Annotated in this window: 20 protein-coding genes; 10 read left to right on the top strand and 10 right to left on the bottom strand. The window is 73.8% G+C overall.

From position 1 onward, the window contains the following. Positions 1-68 precede the first annotated feature (68 nt). The gene (locus tag ACFY00_RS29730) at positions 69-596 is read left to right on the top strand and encodes a DUF4245 domain-containing protein (RefSeq protein WP_388034960.1); all 528 of its coding nucleotides are present in this window, start codon (positions 69-71) and stop codon (positions 594-596) included. An 86-nt stretch (positions 597-682) separates the two neighbouring features. On the opposite strand, the gene ACFY00_RS29725 is transcribed toward ACFY00_RS29730, so the two are convergent. Next, entirely contained in the window at positions 683-1276 is a 594-nt protein-coding gene (locus ACFY00_RS29725) for a malonic semialdehyde reductase (RefSeq protein ID WP_388034957.1), read from the bottom strand. Positions 1277-1411: 135 nt separating this feature from the next. Then, positions 1412-1651: an exodeoxyribonuclease VII small subunit gene (locus tag ACFY00_RS29720; protein ID WP_285734479.1), complete on the bottom strand. Its 240-nt coding sequence runs from the start codon at positions 1649-1651 to the stop codon at positions 1412-1414. 72 nt (positions 1652-1723) lie between these two features. On the opposite strand from ACFY00_RS29720, the gene ACFY00_RS29715 reads away from it, so the two are divergent. After that, positions 1724-2203 (top strand): GNAT family N-acetyltransferase, encoded by a 480-nt coding sequence (locus ACFY00_RS29715; protein ID WP_388034955.1) that lies wholly within the window; start codon positions 1724-1726, stop codon positions 2201-2203. Here ACFY00_RS29715 and ACFY00_RS29710 read toward each other — a convergent pair. From ACFY00_RS29710 to ACFY00_RS29700, 3 genes are all read right to left on the bottom strand, one after another. Further along, a complete protein-coding gene (locus tag ACFY00_RS29710; RefSeq protein ID WP_388034952.1) occupies positions 2137-2799 on the bottom strand; it encodes an RNA polymerase sigma factor in 663 nt (220 codons plus the stop codon). The genes ACFY00_RS29715 and ACFY00_RS29710 overlap by 67 nt on opposite strands. A 166-nt stretch (positions 2800-2965) precedes the next feature. Beyond that, a complete protein-coding gene (gene xseA / locus ACFY00_RS29705) occupies positions 2966-4183 on the bottom strand; it encodes an exodeoxyribonuclease VII large subunit (protein ID WP_388034949.1) in 1218 nt (405 codons plus the stop codon). 239 nt (positions 4184-4422) lie between these two features. Next, entirely contained in the window at positions 4423-5769 is a 1347-nt protein-coding gene (locus tag ACFY00_RS29700; RefSeq protein WP_388034947.1) for an APC family permease, read from the bottom strand. Between the two features lie 84 nt (positions 5770-5853). Here ACFY00_RS29700 and ACFY00_RS29695 point away from each other — a divergent pair, with 84 nt between their 5' ends. Next, positions 5854-6828 carry a 4-hydroxy-3-methylbut-2-enyl diphosphate reductase gene (locus ACFY00_RS29695; RefSeq protein ID WP_388034944.1) on the top strand — a complete coding sequence of 325 codons (975 nt, stop codon included), beginning with the start codon at positions 5854-5856 and terminating at the stop codon, positions 6826-6828. A gap of 167 nt (positions 6829-6995) precedes the next feature. Continuing rightward, positions 6996-7772 carry a polyphosphate--glucose phosphotransferase gene (gene ppgK / locus ACFY00_RS29690; protein WP_388034941.1) on the top strand — a complete coding sequence of 259 codons (777 nt, stop codon included), beginning with the start codon at positions 6996-6998 and terminating at the stop codon, positions 7770-7772. Positions 7773-7799: 27 nt separating this feature from the next. Here ppgK and ACFY00_RS29685 read toward each other — a convergent pair whose 3' ends face one another. Beyond that, positions 7800-8234: a DUF6542 domain-containing protein gene (locus ACFY00_RS29685; RefSeq protein ID WP_388034938.1), complete on the bottom strand. Its 435-nt coding sequence runs from the start codon at positions 8232-8234 to the stop codon at positions 7800-7802. A gap of 326 nt (positions 8235-8560) precedes the next feature. Here ACFY00_RS29685 and ychF point away from each other — a divergent pair, with 326 nt between their 5' ends. The 4 genes from ychF to ACFY00_RS29665 all read left to right on the top strand — a co-directional run bounded on the left by ychF (position 8561) and on the right by ACFY00_RS29665 (position 11372). Next, on the top strand, positions 8561-9634 hold the full coding sequence (ychF, locus tag ACFY00_RS29680) for a redox-regulated ATPase YchF (RefSeq protein ID WP_388034935.1): 1074 nt from the start codon (positions 8561-8563) through the stop codon (positions 9632-9634). Positions 9635-9811: 177 nt separating this feature from the next. Beyond that, positions 9812-10093 (top strand): type II toxin-antitoxin system Phd/YefM family antitoxin, encoded by a 282-nt coding sequence (locus ACFY00_RS29675; protein WP_100588909.1) that lies wholly within the window; start codon positions 9812-9814, stop codon positions 10091-10093. Further along, positions 10090-10344, top strand: a complete 255-nt coding sequence (locus ACFY00_RS29670) for a Txe/YoeB family addiction module toxin (protein WP_030236528.1) — start codon at positions 10090-10092, stop codon at positions 10342-10344. Before ACFY00_RS29675 ends, ACFY00_RS29670 begins: the two co-directional genes overlap by 4 nt. A gap of 338 nt (positions 10345-10682) precedes the next feature. Beyond that, positions 10683-11372 (top strand): 2-phosphosulfolactate phosphatase, encoded by a 690-nt coding sequence (locus tag ACFY00_RS29665; RefSeq protein ID WP_388034932.1) that lies wholly within the window; start codon positions 10683-10685, stop codon positions 11370-11372. Here ACFY00_RS29665 and ACFY00_RS29660 read toward each other — a convergent pair. Continuing rightward, on the bottom strand, positions 11323-11910 hold the full coding sequence (locus tag ACFY00_RS29660) for a Uma2 family endonuclease (RefSeq protein WP_388034929.1): 588 nt from the start codon (positions 11908-11910) through the stop codon (positions 11323-11325). The two genes, ACFY00_RS29665 and ACFY00_RS29660, sit on opposite strands and share 50 nt — an antisense overlap. 53 nt (positions 11911-11963) lie before the next feature. On the opposite strand from ACFY00_RS29660, the gene ACFY00_RS29655 reads away from it, so the two are divergent. Further along, the gene (locus ACFY00_RS29655) at positions 11964-12551 is read left to right on the top strand and encodes a TetR/AcrR family transcriptional regulator (RefSeq protein WP_388034927.1); all 588 of its coding nucleotides are present in this window, start codon (positions 11964-11966) and stop codon (positions 12549-12551) included. Beyond that, on the top strand, positions 12548-13924 hold the full coding sequence (locus ACFY00_RS29650) for an MFS transporter (RefSeq protein ID WP_388034924.1): 1377 nt from the start codon (positions 12548-12550) through the stop codon (positions 13922-13924). The genes ACFY00_RS29655 and ACFY00_RS29650 overlap by 4 nt, the downstream gene beginning before the upstream one ends. A 56-nt stretch (positions 13925-13980) precedes the next feature. Here the strand turns inward: ACFY00_RS29650 and ACFY00_RS29645 are convergent, their stop codons facing one another. From ACFY00_RS29645 to ACFY00_RS29635, 3 genes are all read right to left on the bottom strand, one after another. Beyond that, positions 13981-14637 (bottom strand): HAD-IA family hydrolase, encoded by a 657-nt coding sequence (locus ACFY00_RS29645; RefSeq protein WP_388034922.1) that lies wholly within the window; start codon positions 14635-14637, stop codon positions 13981-13983. Positions 14638-14705: 68 nt separating this feature from the next. Continuing rightward, on the bottom strand, positions 14706-15173 hold the full coding sequence (locus tag ACFY00_RS29640; RefSeq protein ID WP_388034920.1) for a deaminase: 468 nt from the start codon (positions 15171-15173) through the stop codon (positions 14706-14708). Continuing rightward, positions 15160-15855: a RibD family protein gene (locus tag ACFY00_RS29635; RefSeq protein ID WP_388034918.1), complete on the bottom strand. Its 696-nt coding sequence runs from the start codon at positions 15853-15855 to the stop codon at positions 15160-15162. The genes ACFY00_RS29640 and ACFY00_RS29635 overlap by 14 nt, the downstream gene beginning before the upstream one ends. Between the last annotated feature and the right edge of the window lie 218 nt (positions 15856-16073).

The raw sequence follows: 16073 nt of genomic DNA, 5'->3' as shown, positions 1-16073 counted from the left end.
GGCCCCCACCGCCCCCCACCGGCACACCGGTGCGCAGCCCCCGCGTAAGCGCCGCCTACCATGGGCGGGTGGCAGGCAACAGCAGCAAGAGGGGCCGACAGACGGTACGGGACATGGTCCTGTCGATGGCGGCGGTCGGCGTCGTGGTGGTGGTCGCGTACTTCTCGATCCCCAGTGCGGACGGCAAGGGCGGCGTGCACGCGGTGCCGTACCAGGTCGAACTCGCCTCGGCGAAACGGGCCGCGCCCTACCCGCTGCTGGGCCCGGACCGGCTGCCGGACGGCTGGCAGGCCACCTCGGTGAGCTACAGCCCGAACGACAGGGGCCACGCCGCCTGGCACCTGGGCATCAACACCGCCTCCGGCCAGTACGCGGCGATCGAGCAGAGCAACGGCAAGTCCGCGGACGTGGTGGAGCAGAACGTGCCGGGCGCCCAGCCGGACGGCACCGTCACCGTGGCGGGCCAGGAGTGGCAGCGGGTGCAGGGCGACCGCTACCGGGCGCTGGTCCGCCCGGCCGGGGACACCGGCACCACGGTGCTCACCGGCACCGCCTCGTACGAGGAGCTCGCCCAGCTCGCCGAGACCCTGCACTGACGGCGCGCGGCACCACGAAGGCCCCCACCGGAACCCGGTGGGGGCCTTCGCCGTCAAGCTGCGGACCGTCGGTGCCGCGGACCGGCTCAGACGGTGGTGACGACCTCGTCGTAGGCCAGGCGCGGGCTGCGCGGGAACCAGGCGTCCTCGCCCGGCTTGCCGATGTTGACCACGGCCAGCACCGAGTGCTCGCCGTCGCCGAAGAACTCCTTGTTGATGCCCTCGGCGTTGAAGCCGGTCATCGGGCCCGCGGCCAGGCCGGCGGCGCGGACGCCGATGATGAAGTAGGCGGCCTGCAGGGCGCCGTTCAGGGTGGCGGAGGCCTCGCGGACCGAGCGCTCGGAGAAGAACACGTCCTTCGCCTGCGGGAAGTGCGGCAGCTGCGTCGGGAGCTCCTCGTGGAACTCGTTGTCGGCGGCGAGGATGGCGACCAGCGGCGCGGAGGCGGTCTTGGCCTGGTTGCCCTCGGCCATGTGCTGGACGAGGCGGGCGCGGCCCTCCTCGGAGCGGACCAGGACGATGCGCAGCGGCTGCTGGTTGAAGGCGGTCGGGCCGTACTTCACCAGGTCGTAGATGGCCTGGACCTGCTCGTCGCTGACCGGCTCGTCCGAGAAGGTGTTGGCGGTGCGGGCCTCACGGAAGAGCAGGTCCTGGGCGGCGGCGTCGAGTGCCAGGGTCATGGTCTGTGTCCTACCTCAAGCTGGAGACTGGGGTCCGGTCCGGCGGCTGGTGTGCCGCACGATCGGGTCCAACTTCGGTGAAACTTAAACCATTCCCGGGGGGCGTCGTGATGTGCGTCACAAACCGCCCGCGGCTCACTCCCCGGCGGGCTCCTCCGCGGCCAGCGCCGCGTCCAGCCGGGCCCGGGCGCCGTCCAGCCAGCGCTGGCAGACCTTGGCCAGCTCCTCGCCGCGCTCCCACAGCGCCAGCGACTCCTCCAGCGTCGTCCCGCCGGTCTCCAACTGCCGCACCACCTGCAGCAGTTCGTCCCGCGCCTGCTCGTAGCCGAGCGACTCCTGCGGACCTGCTCCCTGCTGACCCCGCTGATCTGCCATGCCGCCAGGGTAGGCGCTGTCCCCGACAAACCCGTTGCGCCCCGCCCCGCACCCCGCCCTACCCTGCGCTGCATGAGCACCCCACGCCCGGCCGTCCCCGCGGACGCGGAAGAACTGGTCGAACTCCGCACGCTGATGTTCGAAGCCATGCAGGGGGAGGCCCGCCCGGGCCCCTGGCAGCGCACCGCCGCCGACCTGCTGGTCCGGCAACTCGCCGAGCCGCAGCGCCGGTTGCAGGCCTACGTGGTCGACGACCCGGAGCGCCCCGGACGGCTGCTCAGCTGCGCCGTCGGCACCCTGGAGCAGCGGCTGCCCGCCCCCGGCCACCCCGAGGGCCTGTTCGGCTTCGTCTTCAACATCTGCACCCGCCCCGAGCAGCGCGGCCGCGGCCACGCCCGGGCCTGCACCGAGGCCCTGCTCGCCTGGTTCGACGCGAGCGGCGCCACCCGGGTCGACCTGCACGCCACCGAGGACGGCCAGGCGCTCTACCGCAGCCTCGGCTTCCAGGAGCACTCCACGCCGCTCTCCCGGCAGCGCCCGCCCGCCGGCTGACCCGCCGCCCCCGCCGCCCGCCGGACCGGGGCCGGCGCCCCCTGCGCCAGCGTGCGCCGCAGGTTCAGCCGGGCCCGGTACGTCAGGGTCTTCACCGCGCCCACCCGCAGCCCGATCCGGTCGGCGATCTCCACCGAGCTCAGCCCGTCCCAGTACCGCAGCCGCAGCACCGAGCGCTGCCGCTCGTTCAGCACCGACAGCGCCGCGCCCACCCGCTCCGCCTCGGCCGCGGCGATCACCGCCTCCTCCACCCGCACCCCGGAGTCGTGGTCGGCCACCGCGGCCACCGCCGACTCCCGGCGGGTGGAGCGCCGTTTCTCGTGGTCCAGCAGTACGTGGCGGGCGATGGTGAACACCCACGCGCCGAGGTCCGTGCCGGTCCAGTGGAAACCGCGGATTCCCGCCATCGCGCGGACGAAGGTGTCCTGGGCCAGGTCCTCGGCCAGCGGCCGGCTCCCGGTGCGGCGCAGCAGGAACGCCAGCACGGCACCGTGGTAGCACCGGTAGATGTCCGCCCAGGCATCGCGGTTCCCCGACTTGGCGGCCTCGATCAGCGCGGGCGTCACCACCGGTCTGCTCGACGGGGGGACGTCCATGCCAAACCTCCGGAAAATGCCGGAAAAGGGAAGGCCCGTCACACTATGACCCGGTCCGACCGGGGGCAAGCAGTTCACGGGAAAGCAACGTGAATTCCCGTCAATTCCCGTTCGCGGGGGGCTCGCGGACAATTCCGCGAGCCGGTACCGGATTGTCGACGGACGGTCAGTCCGCGTCCGGCTCCGCCCGCACCCCGAACGACCCGCCCGCCACCCGGGCCCGCAGCACCTCCCCGTCCGCGACCTGCGCCGGGTCGGTCAGCACCGTGCCGTCCGCCTTCTGCAGCACCGCGTACCCGCGCTCCAGGGTGGCCAGCGGCGACAGCGCCACCACCCGGGCCAGCGCGTGCCCCAGGTCGCTCTGCGCGAGGTCCAGCCGGTGCCCGAGCACCCGCCGGGCCCGCTCCACCAGCGCCTCCACCTCCGCGCCGCGGGCCGCCACCGCCTCGGTCGGCGCCGCCAGTGCCGGACGGCTGCGCACCGAGGCCAGCCCCGCCGACTCCCGCTCCACCCGGTGCAGCACGGCCCGCCGCGCCTGGTCCCGCAACTGCCGCACCCGGGCCAGCTCCTCGCCCACGTCCGGCACCACCCGCTTCGCCGCGTCGGTCGGGGTGGACGCCCGGAAGTCCGCGACGAAGTCCAGCAGCGGCCGGTCCGGCTCGTGCCCGATCGCGCTCACCACCGGCGTCCGGGCCGCCGCCACCGTCCGCACCAGCTCCTCGTCGGAGAACGGCAGCAGGTCCTCCACGCTGCCGCCGCCGCGGGCCACCACGATCACCTCGACCTCCGGCAGCGCGTCCAACTCCCGCACCGCCTCGCACACCTGGCCCACCGCCTGCGGTCCCTGCACCAGCACGTTGCGCACCTCGAAGCGGACGGCCGGCCAGCGCCGCCGGGCGTTCTCCAGCACGTCCCGCTCGGCCGCCGAGCCGCGGCCGGTCACCAGGCCCACGCAGCCCGGCAGGAACGGCAGCGGCTTCTTCCGGGCGTCCTCGAACAGCCCCTCGGCGAACAACCGCCGCTTCAGCTGCTCCAGTCGCGCCAGCAGTTCGCCCAACCCCACCAGCCGCAGCTCGGACGCCCGCAACGAGAGCGTCCCGCGCGCCGTGTACCACTCCGGCTTCGCCCGGACGATCACCCGGGCCCCCTCCTGCACGGCGTCCGCCACCTGCTCGAACACCTGCCGGAAGCAGGTCACCGTCAACGAGACGTCCCGGTCCGGGTCCCGCAGCGTGAGGAACACCATCCCGGCCCCCGGCCGCCGGTTCAACTGCGCGATCTGCCCCTCCACCCACACCTCGCCCAGCCGATCGACCCACCCCCCGATCAACGCCGACACCTTCCCCACCGGCAGGGGCGCTTCCGGACTGCTCGCATTGACCATCCCCCGAGGCTAACCGCTGCCCCGGACGCGCGGCCGAAACCCGCAGGCGCGAAACCGGGGGCGCGAAACCAGGGGCGCGAGGAACTGCGCGGCCGACCGAGCACCCACAGCCAGACCGCGACGCAGGATGATCACTTGCACTATCTCGCGACCTTGCTGACGTTCACCTCCCGCTTCGCGCAGTTCCCCGCGCCCCCGGTTGTGCAACCTCAGCTCGCGCAGCAGTTCTCCCCGCGCCCCTACCGGTGCCTTCCCCGCCCGTGCTGCGCGACGAGCACCACCAGCCCCACCCCCAGCCACACCGCCCCCACCACCTGCGCCGTGTGCGAGGCCTCCACCAGCACCGCCACCAGCACCGCCACCCCCAGCAGCGGCACCACCCCGTGCCGCAGCCAGTCCCGCGAGCCGCCGCGCACCACGTACCAGCCCACCACCGAGGCGTGCAGCAGCACGAACGCGGTGAGCGCGCCGACGTTGACCACCGAGGTCAGCTGGTCGAGCCCGTCGTCGCGGCGGGCCGCCCAGACCGCCGCGACCAGCGTGATCACGGCCGCGGTGAGCAGCGCCCGCCGGGGCACCCCCGTCCGCCCGTCGACCGCGCCGAGCGCCCGCGGCAGCCGCCGCTCCCGTCCCATCGCGAACACCAGCCGCCCGGCCGCGGCCTGCCCGGCCAGGGCCGCGAACGCCGCCCCGATCGCCTTGGACGCCGCGATCAGCACGTGCAGCCAGTGCCCGACCGAGGACTCCACGGTGTCGTAGAAGGCGGAGCCCTGCGCCTCGGGGTCGGCGGCCAACTGCTGCGGCGCGGTCGGCTCCAGCACCGCCGCCAGGTACGTCTGCACCACGAACAGCAGCCCGGCCAGGGCCAGGCACCACAGCACCGCCCGCGCCACCGCCGCCGACGCGCCGACGGCCTCCTCGACGAAGGAGGCGATCGCGTCGAAGCCCAGGTAGGAGAGCACCGCCACCGACACCGCGGACAGCACCGCCGGCAACGAGAACGCGCCGACTCCCCCGAACGGGGAGCCCCAGTCGCGCGCCGCCCCGTCCCGGGCCAGCACCACCACCGCGGCGACCACGAACACCGCCAGCGCCACGACCTCCATCGCCAGCACCGCGAACCCCACCACCGCGGCCGTCCGCACCCCGACCAGGTTCAGCGCCGTGGTGACCAGCACCGCCAGCACCGTCCACACCCAACGCGAGACGTCCGGCAGCAGCGAGTTCAGCGCGATCCCGGAGAACAGGTACGCCACCGCCGGGATCAGCAGGTAGTCCAGCATCGCCATCCACCCGGCGACGAACCCCGCCCCCTCGCCCAGCCCGGCCCGGGCGTACGCGAACACCGACCCGGCCCGCGGCACCGCCCGCACCATCTCCGCGTACGACAGCGCGGTGAACCCCATCGCCACCGTCGCCACCAGGTACACCGCGGCCACCGCGCCGTGGCTCTTCGCGTCCAGCACGCCGAACACGCCGACCGGCGCCATCGGGGCGATGAACAGCAGCCCGTACACCATCAGATCCCGCACCCCGAGGGTGCGCCGCAGCTCAGCGGTCCGTGCCTGTGTGCTCACCCTGGCCATTCCACCCGATCCGACCCGCCCGTCCCGGCCATGACCACGGCGACGCGCGTGGGGGCCCGCAGGACTCGCCCGTACGATGGAGCCATGTCGACCACCCCCCAGCGCCGTGTCCTGCTCGCCGCCCCCCGGGGTTACTGCGCGGGTGTCGACCGCGCCGTGATCGCCGTGGAGAAGGCCCTGGAGCAGTACGGGGCGCCGATCTACGTCCGCAAGCAGATCGTCCACAACAAGTACGTCGTGCAGACCCTGGAGAAGCGGGGCGCGATCTTCGTCGACGAGACGGAGGAGGTGCCCGAGGGCTCGATCGTGGTCTTCTCGGCGCACGGCGTCGCCCCGTCGGTGCACGACGAGGCCGAGGCGGGCAAGCTCGCCACCATCGACGCGACCTGTCCGCTGGTCACCAAGGTCCACAAGGAGGCCCGCCGGTTCGCCGACGAGGACTACGACATCCTGCTGATCGGCCACGAGGGCCACGAGGAGGTCGTCGGCACCATGGGCGAGGCCCCCGAGCGGATCCACCTGGTGGACGGCGCCGAGGACGTCGCCAACGTCAAGGTCCGCGACGAGTCCAAGCTGGTCTGGCTTTCCCAGACCACCCTCTCCGTGGACGAGACCATGGAGACCGTCGGCGCCCTCAAGCAGCGCTTCCCGCTGCTGGTCTCCCCGCCCAGCGACGACATCTGCTACGCCACCCAGAACCGCCAGGTCGCGGTGAAGCAGCTCGCCCCCGAGGCCGACCTGCTGATCGTGGTCGGCTCCAAGAACTCCTCCAACTCGGTCCGGCTGGTCGAGGTCGGCCTCGAGTACGGCGCCAAGGCCGCCCACCTGGTCGACTTCGCCGAGGAGATCGACCCGGCCTGGCTGGAGGGCGTCGGCACGGTCGGCCTGACCAGCGGCGCCTCCGTCCCGGAGATCCTGGTCGACGGCGTGCTCGAACTCCTCGCCGGGCACGGCTTCCAGGACGTGCAGATCGTCAAGACCGCCGAGGAGCACCTCACCTTCTCGCTCCCCAAGGAGCTCCGCCGCGACCTGCGCGCCGAAGCCGCCGGCAAGGTCTGACCCGCCCCCGTTCCGCCCGACGCCCGGCCCCGCTCCACGGGGCCGGGCGTCGCCCGTGCGGGCGGCCGCCCTCCGGGAACGGGCTGCGCCCGGCCCCGTACCCCCGTACGTTGGTGCGAGGGCCGGCGGGCAGCGGACGCCCCCGGCGGGTACGGGAGGCGACGGCAGTGACGACGGTCTTCGGCGTGGACATCGGCGGCTCGGGCATCAAGGGCGCACCGGTCGACCTGGACAAGGGCGCGCTCGCCCAGGAGCGCCACAAGGTGCTCACCCCGCACCCCTCCGGACCGGAGGAGGTGATCGGGGCGGTCTGCGAGGTCGTCCGGCACTTCGACCACCGGGGGCCGGTCGGCCTGACCTTCCCCGGCGTGGTCGTCGACGGGCGCACCATGACCGCCGCCAACGTCGACAAGGGCTGGATCGGCCTGGACGCCGCCACCCGCTTCAGCGAGGCCCTCGGCCTGCCCGCCACCGTGGTCAACGACGCCGACGCGGCCGGCATCGCCGAGGTCACCTACGGCGCCGGACGCGGCCGGGGCGGCGTCGTCCTGCTGCTCACCTTCGGCACCGGCATCGGCAGCGCCCTGTTCTCCGACGGCGTGCTCGTCCCCAACACCGAACTCGGCCACCTCGAACTGCGCGGCAAGGATGCCGAACGGCGGGCCTCCTCCGCCGCCAAGGAGCGCCACGACCTCAGCTGGTCCGAGTGGGCCGGGCGGGTCGACGAGTACCTCGACCTGGTCGAGATGCTGTTCTCCCCGCAGCTGATCGTCATCGGCGGCGGCGTCAGCCGCAAGCACGAGAAGTTCCTGCCCCTGCTCAAGGACCGCCGCGCCGAGGTCGCCCCCGCCGAGCTGCGCAACGACGCGGGCATCGTCGGCGCGGCCATGGCGGCCACCCTGCAACCCACCGTGCCCGCCGCCGAACCCCCGGTCGGCCACTGACCCCCGCGGGCCCCCGGGCCCGGCGACCTACCTGGCCCGGCGACGGCGGCGCTGGGCCAGGTAACGCGCGGTGACGATCGCGGCGGCCAGGGCGGTGCCGGCGAACAGCCAGCCCGCCCGCAGCGCCAGGCCGCCGGCCAGCGCGACCACCTGGCCGGTGACGCCCTGCGCGGGGCCCGGCTGCAGCAGCACCAGCGCCGCCGCGAAGGCGATCGGCCCGCAGATCGGCGCCGACGCCAGGTCCGAGTACCGCACCCGCACGGCCAGCTGGAAGCACACCACCAGATAGCCGAGCCCGAACAGCACCCCGAGCCCGCCGAACAGCAACCGGTCCACCGCGGCGCACACCAGCGTCCCCGCCACCGCCACGACCCCGGTGCCCACCGCCGTCAGCCGGGCCGGGCGCCCGCTCCCGCCGCGCCGCTGCCGCGCCGCCAGCAGCCGCTGCACCGCGCGCTTCACCGCGGGAGGGCCGGTCCGGGCGCCGGACGCCGACCGCAGCCGCGACTCGGGGGGCCCGCTCTGCCCCGGGACGGCGGCCTCGCCGGCGCCGCGTCCGGGCGGTCGCCTTTTCGGCCCTGGCGGTTGGGTACGGATGCTCTGCTCCACCCGACCAACGTACGGTCCGATCATCGACACCGTGTGTAATGGCCCCCGAGCAATTGTCCGTGTCCGGCCGGTGCGCGCCCCCACCGCGCTTCGTCCGTCCCCCGCGCGCCCCGTAGACTGGGGGATCGGCCCGCACCGGGCCACCTCGACGCCCTCCAAGCCCCGGGACACCACTCTCCATGTCGCTCACGATCGGAATCGTCGGCCTGCCGAACGTCGGCAAGTCGACCCTGTTCAACGCCCTGACCAAGAACGACGTGCTGGCGGCCAACTACCCGTTCGCCACCATCGAGCCGAACGTCGGCGTCGTCGGCGTCCCGGACCCGCGGCTGGGCAAGCTCGCCGAGATCTTCGGCTCGCAGCGCATCCTCCCGGCCACCGTCGACTTCGTCGACATCGCGGGCATCGTCCGCGGCGCCAGCGAGGGCGAGGGCCTGGGCAACAAGTTCCTCGCCAACATCCGCGAGGCCAACGCGATCTGCCAGGTCGTCCGGGCCTTCACCGACCCCGACGTGGTGCACGTGGACGGCAAGGTCTCGCCCAAGGACGACATCGAGACCATCCACACCGAGCTGATCCTCGCCGACCTGCAGACCATCGAGAAGGCGCTGCCCCGGCTCCAGAAGGAAGCCCGGCTCAAGAAGGACACCGCCCCCGTCCTCGCCGCCGCCGAGGCCGCCCAGGCCGTCCTGGAGACCGGCAAGACCCTCTTCGAGGCCGGTTTCGACACCACCGCCATCCGCGACCTGCACCTGATGACCGCGAAGCCGTTCCTCTACGTCTTCAACGTCGACGAGGACGCCCTCTCCGACGAGGACTTCAAGGACGCCCAGCGGGCCCTGGTCGCCCCCGCCGAGGCCATCTTCCTCAACGCCAAGATCGAGTCCGAGCTGATCGAGCTCGACGACGACGAGGCCCTCGAACTCCTCCAGTCCATGGGCCAGGACGAGCCCGGCCTCGCCACCCTCGCCCGGGTCGGCTTCGCCACCCTCGGCCTGCAGACCTACCTCACCGCAGGCCCCAAGGAGACCCGCGCCTGGACGATCAGGCAGGGCGCCACCGCCCCCGAAGCCGCCGGAGTCATCCACACCGACTTCCAGAAGGGCTTCATCAAGGCCGAGGTCACCTCCTTCGACGACCTCGTCGCCGCCGGCTCCCTCGCCGAGGCCCGCGCCAAGGGCAAGGCCCGCATCGAGGGCAAGGACTACGTCATGCAGGACGGCGACGTCGTGGAGTTCCGCTTCAACGTGTGATCGTTTGATTGCTTCGAGATAGATCGATCTGTCGAACGCGCAGGTCGGACGGGGCCCGCCTCCTTTGAGGTGGGCCCCGATCTCTTTTCCGTGCCGACTTGGTGCTGACTTCTTCGTCCCGTTGCATCCTCGTGAGTGGTACGTTATGTGGTACCACTTGCGGAGGGAGTTCAGTCCATGTCGATCACTGCCAGCGAGGCGCGCAAGGCTCTCTTCCCGTTGATCAAGAAGGTCAATGACGATCACGAGGCCATTGAGATCGTCTCCAAGCACGGAAATGCCGTACTCGTGTCGGCCGAGGACTATGCCGCCTTGCGTGAGGGCTCCTACCTGTTGCGCTCGCCGGTGAATGCCCGCCGCCTGCTCAAGGCGTACGAGAACGCCCTTGGCGGCACAGGGCTTTCCGAGCGGGAGCTCATCGACCCTGATGCGGCGGATGGCGAGAAGGGTGCCGCGTGAGGCTCGTCTTCGAGGAGACCGGCTGGGAGGACTACACCTCCTGGCTCAAGAGCGACCGCAAGATGCTCGCCCGGATCAACAAGCTCATCGAGGACGTGTTGCGCGACCCGTTCACTGGCATCGGCAAGCCCGAGCCGCTGAAGTACCACTTGCCCGGGGCCTGGTCGCGACGGATCGATGACGAGCACCGCCTCGTCTACTTGGTGACGGACCGGGAGATCATCGTTCTCGCCGCCCGCTACCACTACTGATGGCTGGCTGCGAGTTCGAGTCACCGTGCTGATGACGTGCTGACTTGGGCCGTCAGGATCGACGTTTTCGCAGGCCACAGCGTTGTGGTGGAAGTTCCGCTTCAACGTTTGGTCATGTGCGTGCTGCGCGTGAGCAACTGTGCCAAACGTGCAGGTCAGAAGGGGTCGGGCTCCGTTGAGTCCGCCCCCTTCGTCGTCACCGTGCTGGATGGGTGACGCTCCGCTTCAACCTCTGACCGGTCCGCGCGGAGGCCCCCTCCCGGGAGGGCGGCCTCCGGCGTGTCCGGGCCCGGAAAAGCCTTGGTGCCGGGTGCGGCGGGCCGGTGAGGATGGATGGCATGGAGACCGACTTCCTCGCCATCGGCGAGCTCACCGCCACCCCGTCCGTCGCCGTGGTCGTCGACGTGATGCGGGCCTTCACCACCGCCGCCTGGGCCTTCGCGCAGGGGGCCGAGCGGATCGTGCTGGCCGAATCGCTCGACACGGCACTGGAGTTGAAGGCACGTCACCCCGAGTGGCTCGCCCTCAAGGACGGGGCGCCCGCGCCCGGCTTCGACGCCGTCAACTCGCCGGGCCGGATCCGCGGCACCGACCTCGAGGGGCGCACCGTCGTGCAGAAGACCACCGCCGGGACGGTCGGCGCGCTCGCGGTGCAGGGGGCCGACCTGGTGCTGTGCGCGAGCTTCGTGGTCGCCGGGGCCACCGCCCGCGCCCTACGGGGACGCCCGGAGGTGACCTTCGTCGTCACCGGCGAGGACGGCCGCGCCGAGGAGGACCTCGCCTGCGCCCAGTACATCGCCCACCGCGCCACCGGCCCCGCCCCGGACCCCGCCCCCTACCTCCGGCGCGCCGCCGACTCCACCGCCGCCGCGGAACTGCTCCAGCACGTCCGCCAGGGCGTCCACGAGGACGACGTGCGGCTCTGCCTGGAGCTGGACCGCTTCCCCTTCGCGATGTCCGCCGCCCCGGAGGACGGGCTCACGGTGCTGCGCCCGTACGGGGAACGAGCCGGTCGAGGTCGACTGTGACCGCGAACGGCGCGGAGCGGGTGAGCGTCTCCCGGAAGATGCCGACCGGAACGTAGCTGCGGGTGGGGGTGTCGAGTTCGTAGACGTGGGCCACGGCGGCCCCGGACTCGTCCTCGATCAGCCAGTAATGGGGGATGCCCGCCTCGGCGTACTTGCGGAGCTTCACCGTGCGGTCACGGTGGGCGGACTCGGGCGAGACCACCTCGGCGACGAGCAGGACGTTCGCGGGGTCGTGCCAGGTGCGGTCCGGGTCGAACGGCACGGTGACGAGCAGCAGATCGGGCTCGGGACGGGTGCGGGAGTCCAGCCGGACGGTCATTTCGCGCTCGACCTCGATGCCGACGGGGGTCTGGGCGGCGAGGGCGTTGGTGAGAGCGGTGACGACGCGGCTGTGCCACGACCGCTGCGGGAACATCGTGAAGACGAGCGCTCCGTCGATCAGTTCCGTGTGCCGCGGCGCCTCGGGCAGGCGGTCGAGATCCTCCGCGAACCAGCCTTCCGCGCGGGGCGGGCGCATCCAGTCGGGCAGTGAGGTCATGCCTTCAGGGTATCCGGTAGACACTGTCTACTCGCTGCTGGTAGACAGTGCCCATGAGCAGCGAGGAACAGACCCCCCTGCGGGAGCGCCTGGTGGACGCCGGGGTGGAGTTGGTGCTGGCGGAGGGCTCGGGAGCGGTCGGGCTGCGGGAGATCGCGCGGCGGGCCGGGGTGTCGCACGGGGCGCCCCGGCGCTACTTCGCGACCCACCGGGAGCTGCTGTCGGCCGTGGCGCGCCGCGGGTTCGAGGAGCTGGCGGGGCGGTTCGCGGCGGTGCGGGAGGCGCAGCCGCGGGAGCGGCTGGCCGGGCTCGCCCGGGCGTACCTGGCGTACGCCGTCGAGCGGCGCGGGATGTACGAGTTGATGTTCCGGCACGACCTGCTGAGCAGCGGCGACGGGCCGGCGGCCGGGCCGCGGCTGCGGGAGGCGACGGTGCCGCTGTTCGGGGAGCTGGCGCGGCTGGTCGGGCAATGCACGGGGGACGCGGAGCGGGCGCCGGTGGTGACCGCCGCGCTGTGGGCGAACCTGCACGGGCTGGCCCAGTTGCAGGGCTGGGGCAGCACGGGGCTGATGCTGGGGGAGGGGCGCGAGGAGGAGTTGCTGGAGGCGGTGCTGACCGCGCACCTCGGGGCGGCGGCGTGAGCCGCGGCGCGAGCCGCCTCGCGCTGCCGGTGAGCGCAGGGGCGGCCGTCCTGGTGGCCCTGGACGGGACGGTGCTGCTGATGGCGCAGCCCGACATGCGGCGCGAACTCGACGCCACCGCAGCGCAGTCGCAGTGGACGAGCACCGGCTACCTGGTGGCCGTCGCGGCCCTGCTGGTGCTCGCGGGGCGGCTCGGCGACCGGTACGGCCACCGCCGGACGCTGCTGGCGGGCGTGCTGGGCTTCGGCGCGGCCTCGGCGGGCGTCGCGCTCGCGCCGACCGTCGGCTGGGTGGTCGGACTGCGGGTCGCGCAGGGCGTGTTCGGTGCGCTGCTGCAGCCGGGCACGCTGGCGCTGCTGCGGCTGTGCTGCCCGCCGGAGCGGCTGGGTCGCGCGATCGCCGTCCGGACGGGGGCGATCGCGGTGGCGGCGGGCGCGGGCCCGCTGCTCGGCGGGGTGCTGGTGGACGGGTTCGGCTGGCGCGCGGTGTTCTGGATCAACGTCCCGGTCGCCGCCCTGCTCGCCGCCATGACACTCGCCCTGCGCCCCGCCCCGGCCGAACCGCAGGGGACGGCCGAACCGCAGGGCCCGGCCGAGCGGCGGTTCGGCCTCGCGGCCGCGGCCCTGCTCGCGGCGGCGCTGGCGGTCTCGGTGCACGCGCTGTCCCGCGTCCCGGAGCGCGGCTGGGGCGGGTCGTCCGCCGAACTCGCGCTTTCCGCGGCCCTGTTGGGCGCCCTGGTGGGGCACGAGCGGCGGGCCGCGCACCCGGTGGTGCCGCGTCCGGTGGCCCGCTCGCGCCCGGTGGCGGCCTCCCTGTTCCTGCTGCTGACCGCTTCGGCGGGGCTGTTCGGCACCCTGTTCAGCACCACCTTCCGTCTCCAGGACGCCCTGCACGTCGGCCCGTCGCAGACGGCGCTGCGGATGCTCCCGCTGACCGCGCTGATGGTGCTGGGCGCCCCGGCGGCGGAGCGGGCCCTGCGGGCGCGGGGGCCCCGCCGGACGGCGCTGGCGGGGGTGGCGCTGCTGGTGACGGGCATCGCGGGGCTGGCCGGTCCGGGCGGCGGGGGCGCGTCGGTGGCGGCCACCGCGGTGGCGTCGGCGCTGCTGGGCGCGGGGTTCGCGGCGGTGATGGTGACGGCGACCGGCACCGTGGTCGGCGACGCCCCGGCGGGGTACGCGGGGGTGGTCGGCGGCCTGAAGCAGACCGCGATGAACATCGGCCCGACCCTGGGCATCGCGGTCGCCGCCGGCACCGGCACCGGAGCGCACGGCACCCTGCCCGCCCTGGCGCTGCTCGCCGCCCTCGGCCTGCTGCCCGCCGCCGCCCTCCCGGGCGGTCGGCACCTCGGCGGGCCCGCCGCCACCGGCGCGTGACGCCCGGCGCCGCGCAGCCCTCGCTGCGGGGCGCCGGGCACCAACCGGGGCTCGGCTCAGGGCAGTTCGACGACCAGGGTGCCGTCCGCGGCGGGGCTGACGAAGACGCCGGACAGGTCGTCCACGTGGTGGTCGGGCCGGTGGGCGGCGGCGCGCGGGCCGATGCCGAGCACCGGCATGCCGGCCGCCCGGGCGGCGGCGATGCCCGCCTCGGAGTCCTCCAGCACCAGGCACTCGGCGGGGGCGACGCCCAGTTCGGCAGCTGCCTTGAGGAAGCCCTCCGGGTCGGGCTTGCTGGCGCCGACGTGCTCGGCGGTGATCATCAGCGGCGGCAGCGGGACGGCGGCGGCGGCCATCCGGACCCGGGCGAGCCGGTCGTCGGCGGAGGTCACCAGGGCGTGCGGCAGACCGGCCAGCGAGGCCACCAGCCGTGCGGCGCCCGGGACTTCGACCACGCCCTCGGTGTCGGAGGACTCCTCCTCGAGCATCACCGCGTTCTCGGCGAGGTTCTGCTCCACCGGGCGGTCGGGCAGCAGCAGGCCCATGGTGAGGTGGCCCTGCCGCCCGTGCACGACCCGCATCACCTCGTCGCCGTCCAGGCCGTTGCGCCCGGCCCAGCGGCGCCAGCAGCGTTCGACCACGGCGTCGGAGTTGACCAGGGTGCCGTCCATGTCGAGCAGGACGGCTCGGACCGGCGGGGTGAGGACGGGCATCGGGGCTCCTCGGGAGGCCTCGTACGGGTGTTTGTTTCTCAATCGTACAAAAACGCCCGCGGCCGCCCTCAGCCCACCAGGTGCGCGTTCACCGCCCGGGCCTCGGCGGCGAGCTCCGGCAGCTCGACCACCTCGGTGCCCGCGGCGGTCAGCAGGGCCGTGCCCTGGCAGGCCTCGACGAACAGCGCGGGCTCCCGCCAGGCCACCACCACCCGCGGCACCCGGGCCGCGACGATCAGTTCCGCGCAGGGGCGCGGCCGGGAGGCGCGCTGGCCGCAGGGCTCCAGGGTCGAGTAGACGGTGGCGGTGCGCAGCCGCGGGTCGCCGTCCGGGAGCTTGCCGAGCGCGGCCTCCTCGGCGTGGTTCACGGCGTCCACCTCGCGGCTGTACCCCTCGGCGAGCACCTCGCCGTCCGCGCCGACGACCACCGCGCCGACCGAGAAGGCGGTCGCGGAGGGCGGGCAGCGCTTCGACAGCTCGATCGCGCGGCGCATCCAGCGCAGGTCGCGCTCGCGGTCACTGTCACCGGTGCTCATCGGGGGACTCCTTCGGGGCGTACCGCAGCAGGACGACGTCCCCCACCGTACGGGCTCCGAGCAGCCGCATCCGCCGGGTCGGGCCGCCGGGGTAGGCGGCGGGGGAGAGGAAGCGCGGGGCGTCGGCCTGGCCGACCAGCAGCGGGGCGACGGCCACCTGCAGCTCGTCGGCGAGGCCCTCGGCGAGGAAACGGGTGTGCACGGCGCCGCCGCCCTCGACCATCAGCTGGCGCACCCCGCGCGCGCCCAGGTCGTCCAGCACCGCGCCCGGCGACACCTCCGGACCCAGGCCGACCACCTCGGTGCCGGGCGCCCCGGCCAGCGCGGCGCGCAGCGCGGGCGCGACGGCGTCGGTGGTGTAGACGAGCTTGGCGCCGCCGGTGTGCCAGAACCGCAGCCCCGGGTCGAGCCGCCCGCTCGCGCTCAGGGTGACCTTCAGCGGGTACGGGGGTCGCCCGGCGGCGACCCGTTCGGCGCGCCGGGCGGCCGAATTGACCAGCAGCCGGGGATTGTCGGCGCGCAGCGTCCCGCCGCCGACCAGGATCGCGTCGCTGTCGGCGCGCAGCGCGTCGACCCGGTCGAAGTCCTCGGCGTTGGAGAGCAGCAGCCGCTCGGACGAGGCGTCGTCGAGGTGGCCGTCGAGCGACACCGCGGCGCTCAGCAGGACGTGGGGGCGGGGCACGGCGGGACTCCACGGGGTCGGCGGACGGCGGGGCTCCACCGTACGCCCGCGCCGCCCGGCGCCCGCCGCCGCTCAGGACGGCCGGGGCGGCACCGGCAGCGGCAGGGCGGGCAGTCCGTTGATGCTGACGCCGACGTTCTCCTTGCCCTCGCAGTACTCGCTGAACCGGTCCTCGCCCTTGCGGTCGAAGTAGTCGGCGAGCAGCGTCCGGTCGGCCC

Origin of the sequence: Kitasatospora sp. NPDC001540 (assembly GCF_042894345.1) — a bacterium.
In the GTDB taxonomy this organism is placed as follows: domain Bacteria; phylum Actinomycetota; class Actinomycetes; order Streptomycetales; family Streptomycetaceae; genus Kitasatospora; species Kitasatospora phosalacinea_C.
Note: the sequence above shows the minus strand (reverse complement) of the source record. Positions and strands in the feature narration are given on the sequence as shown.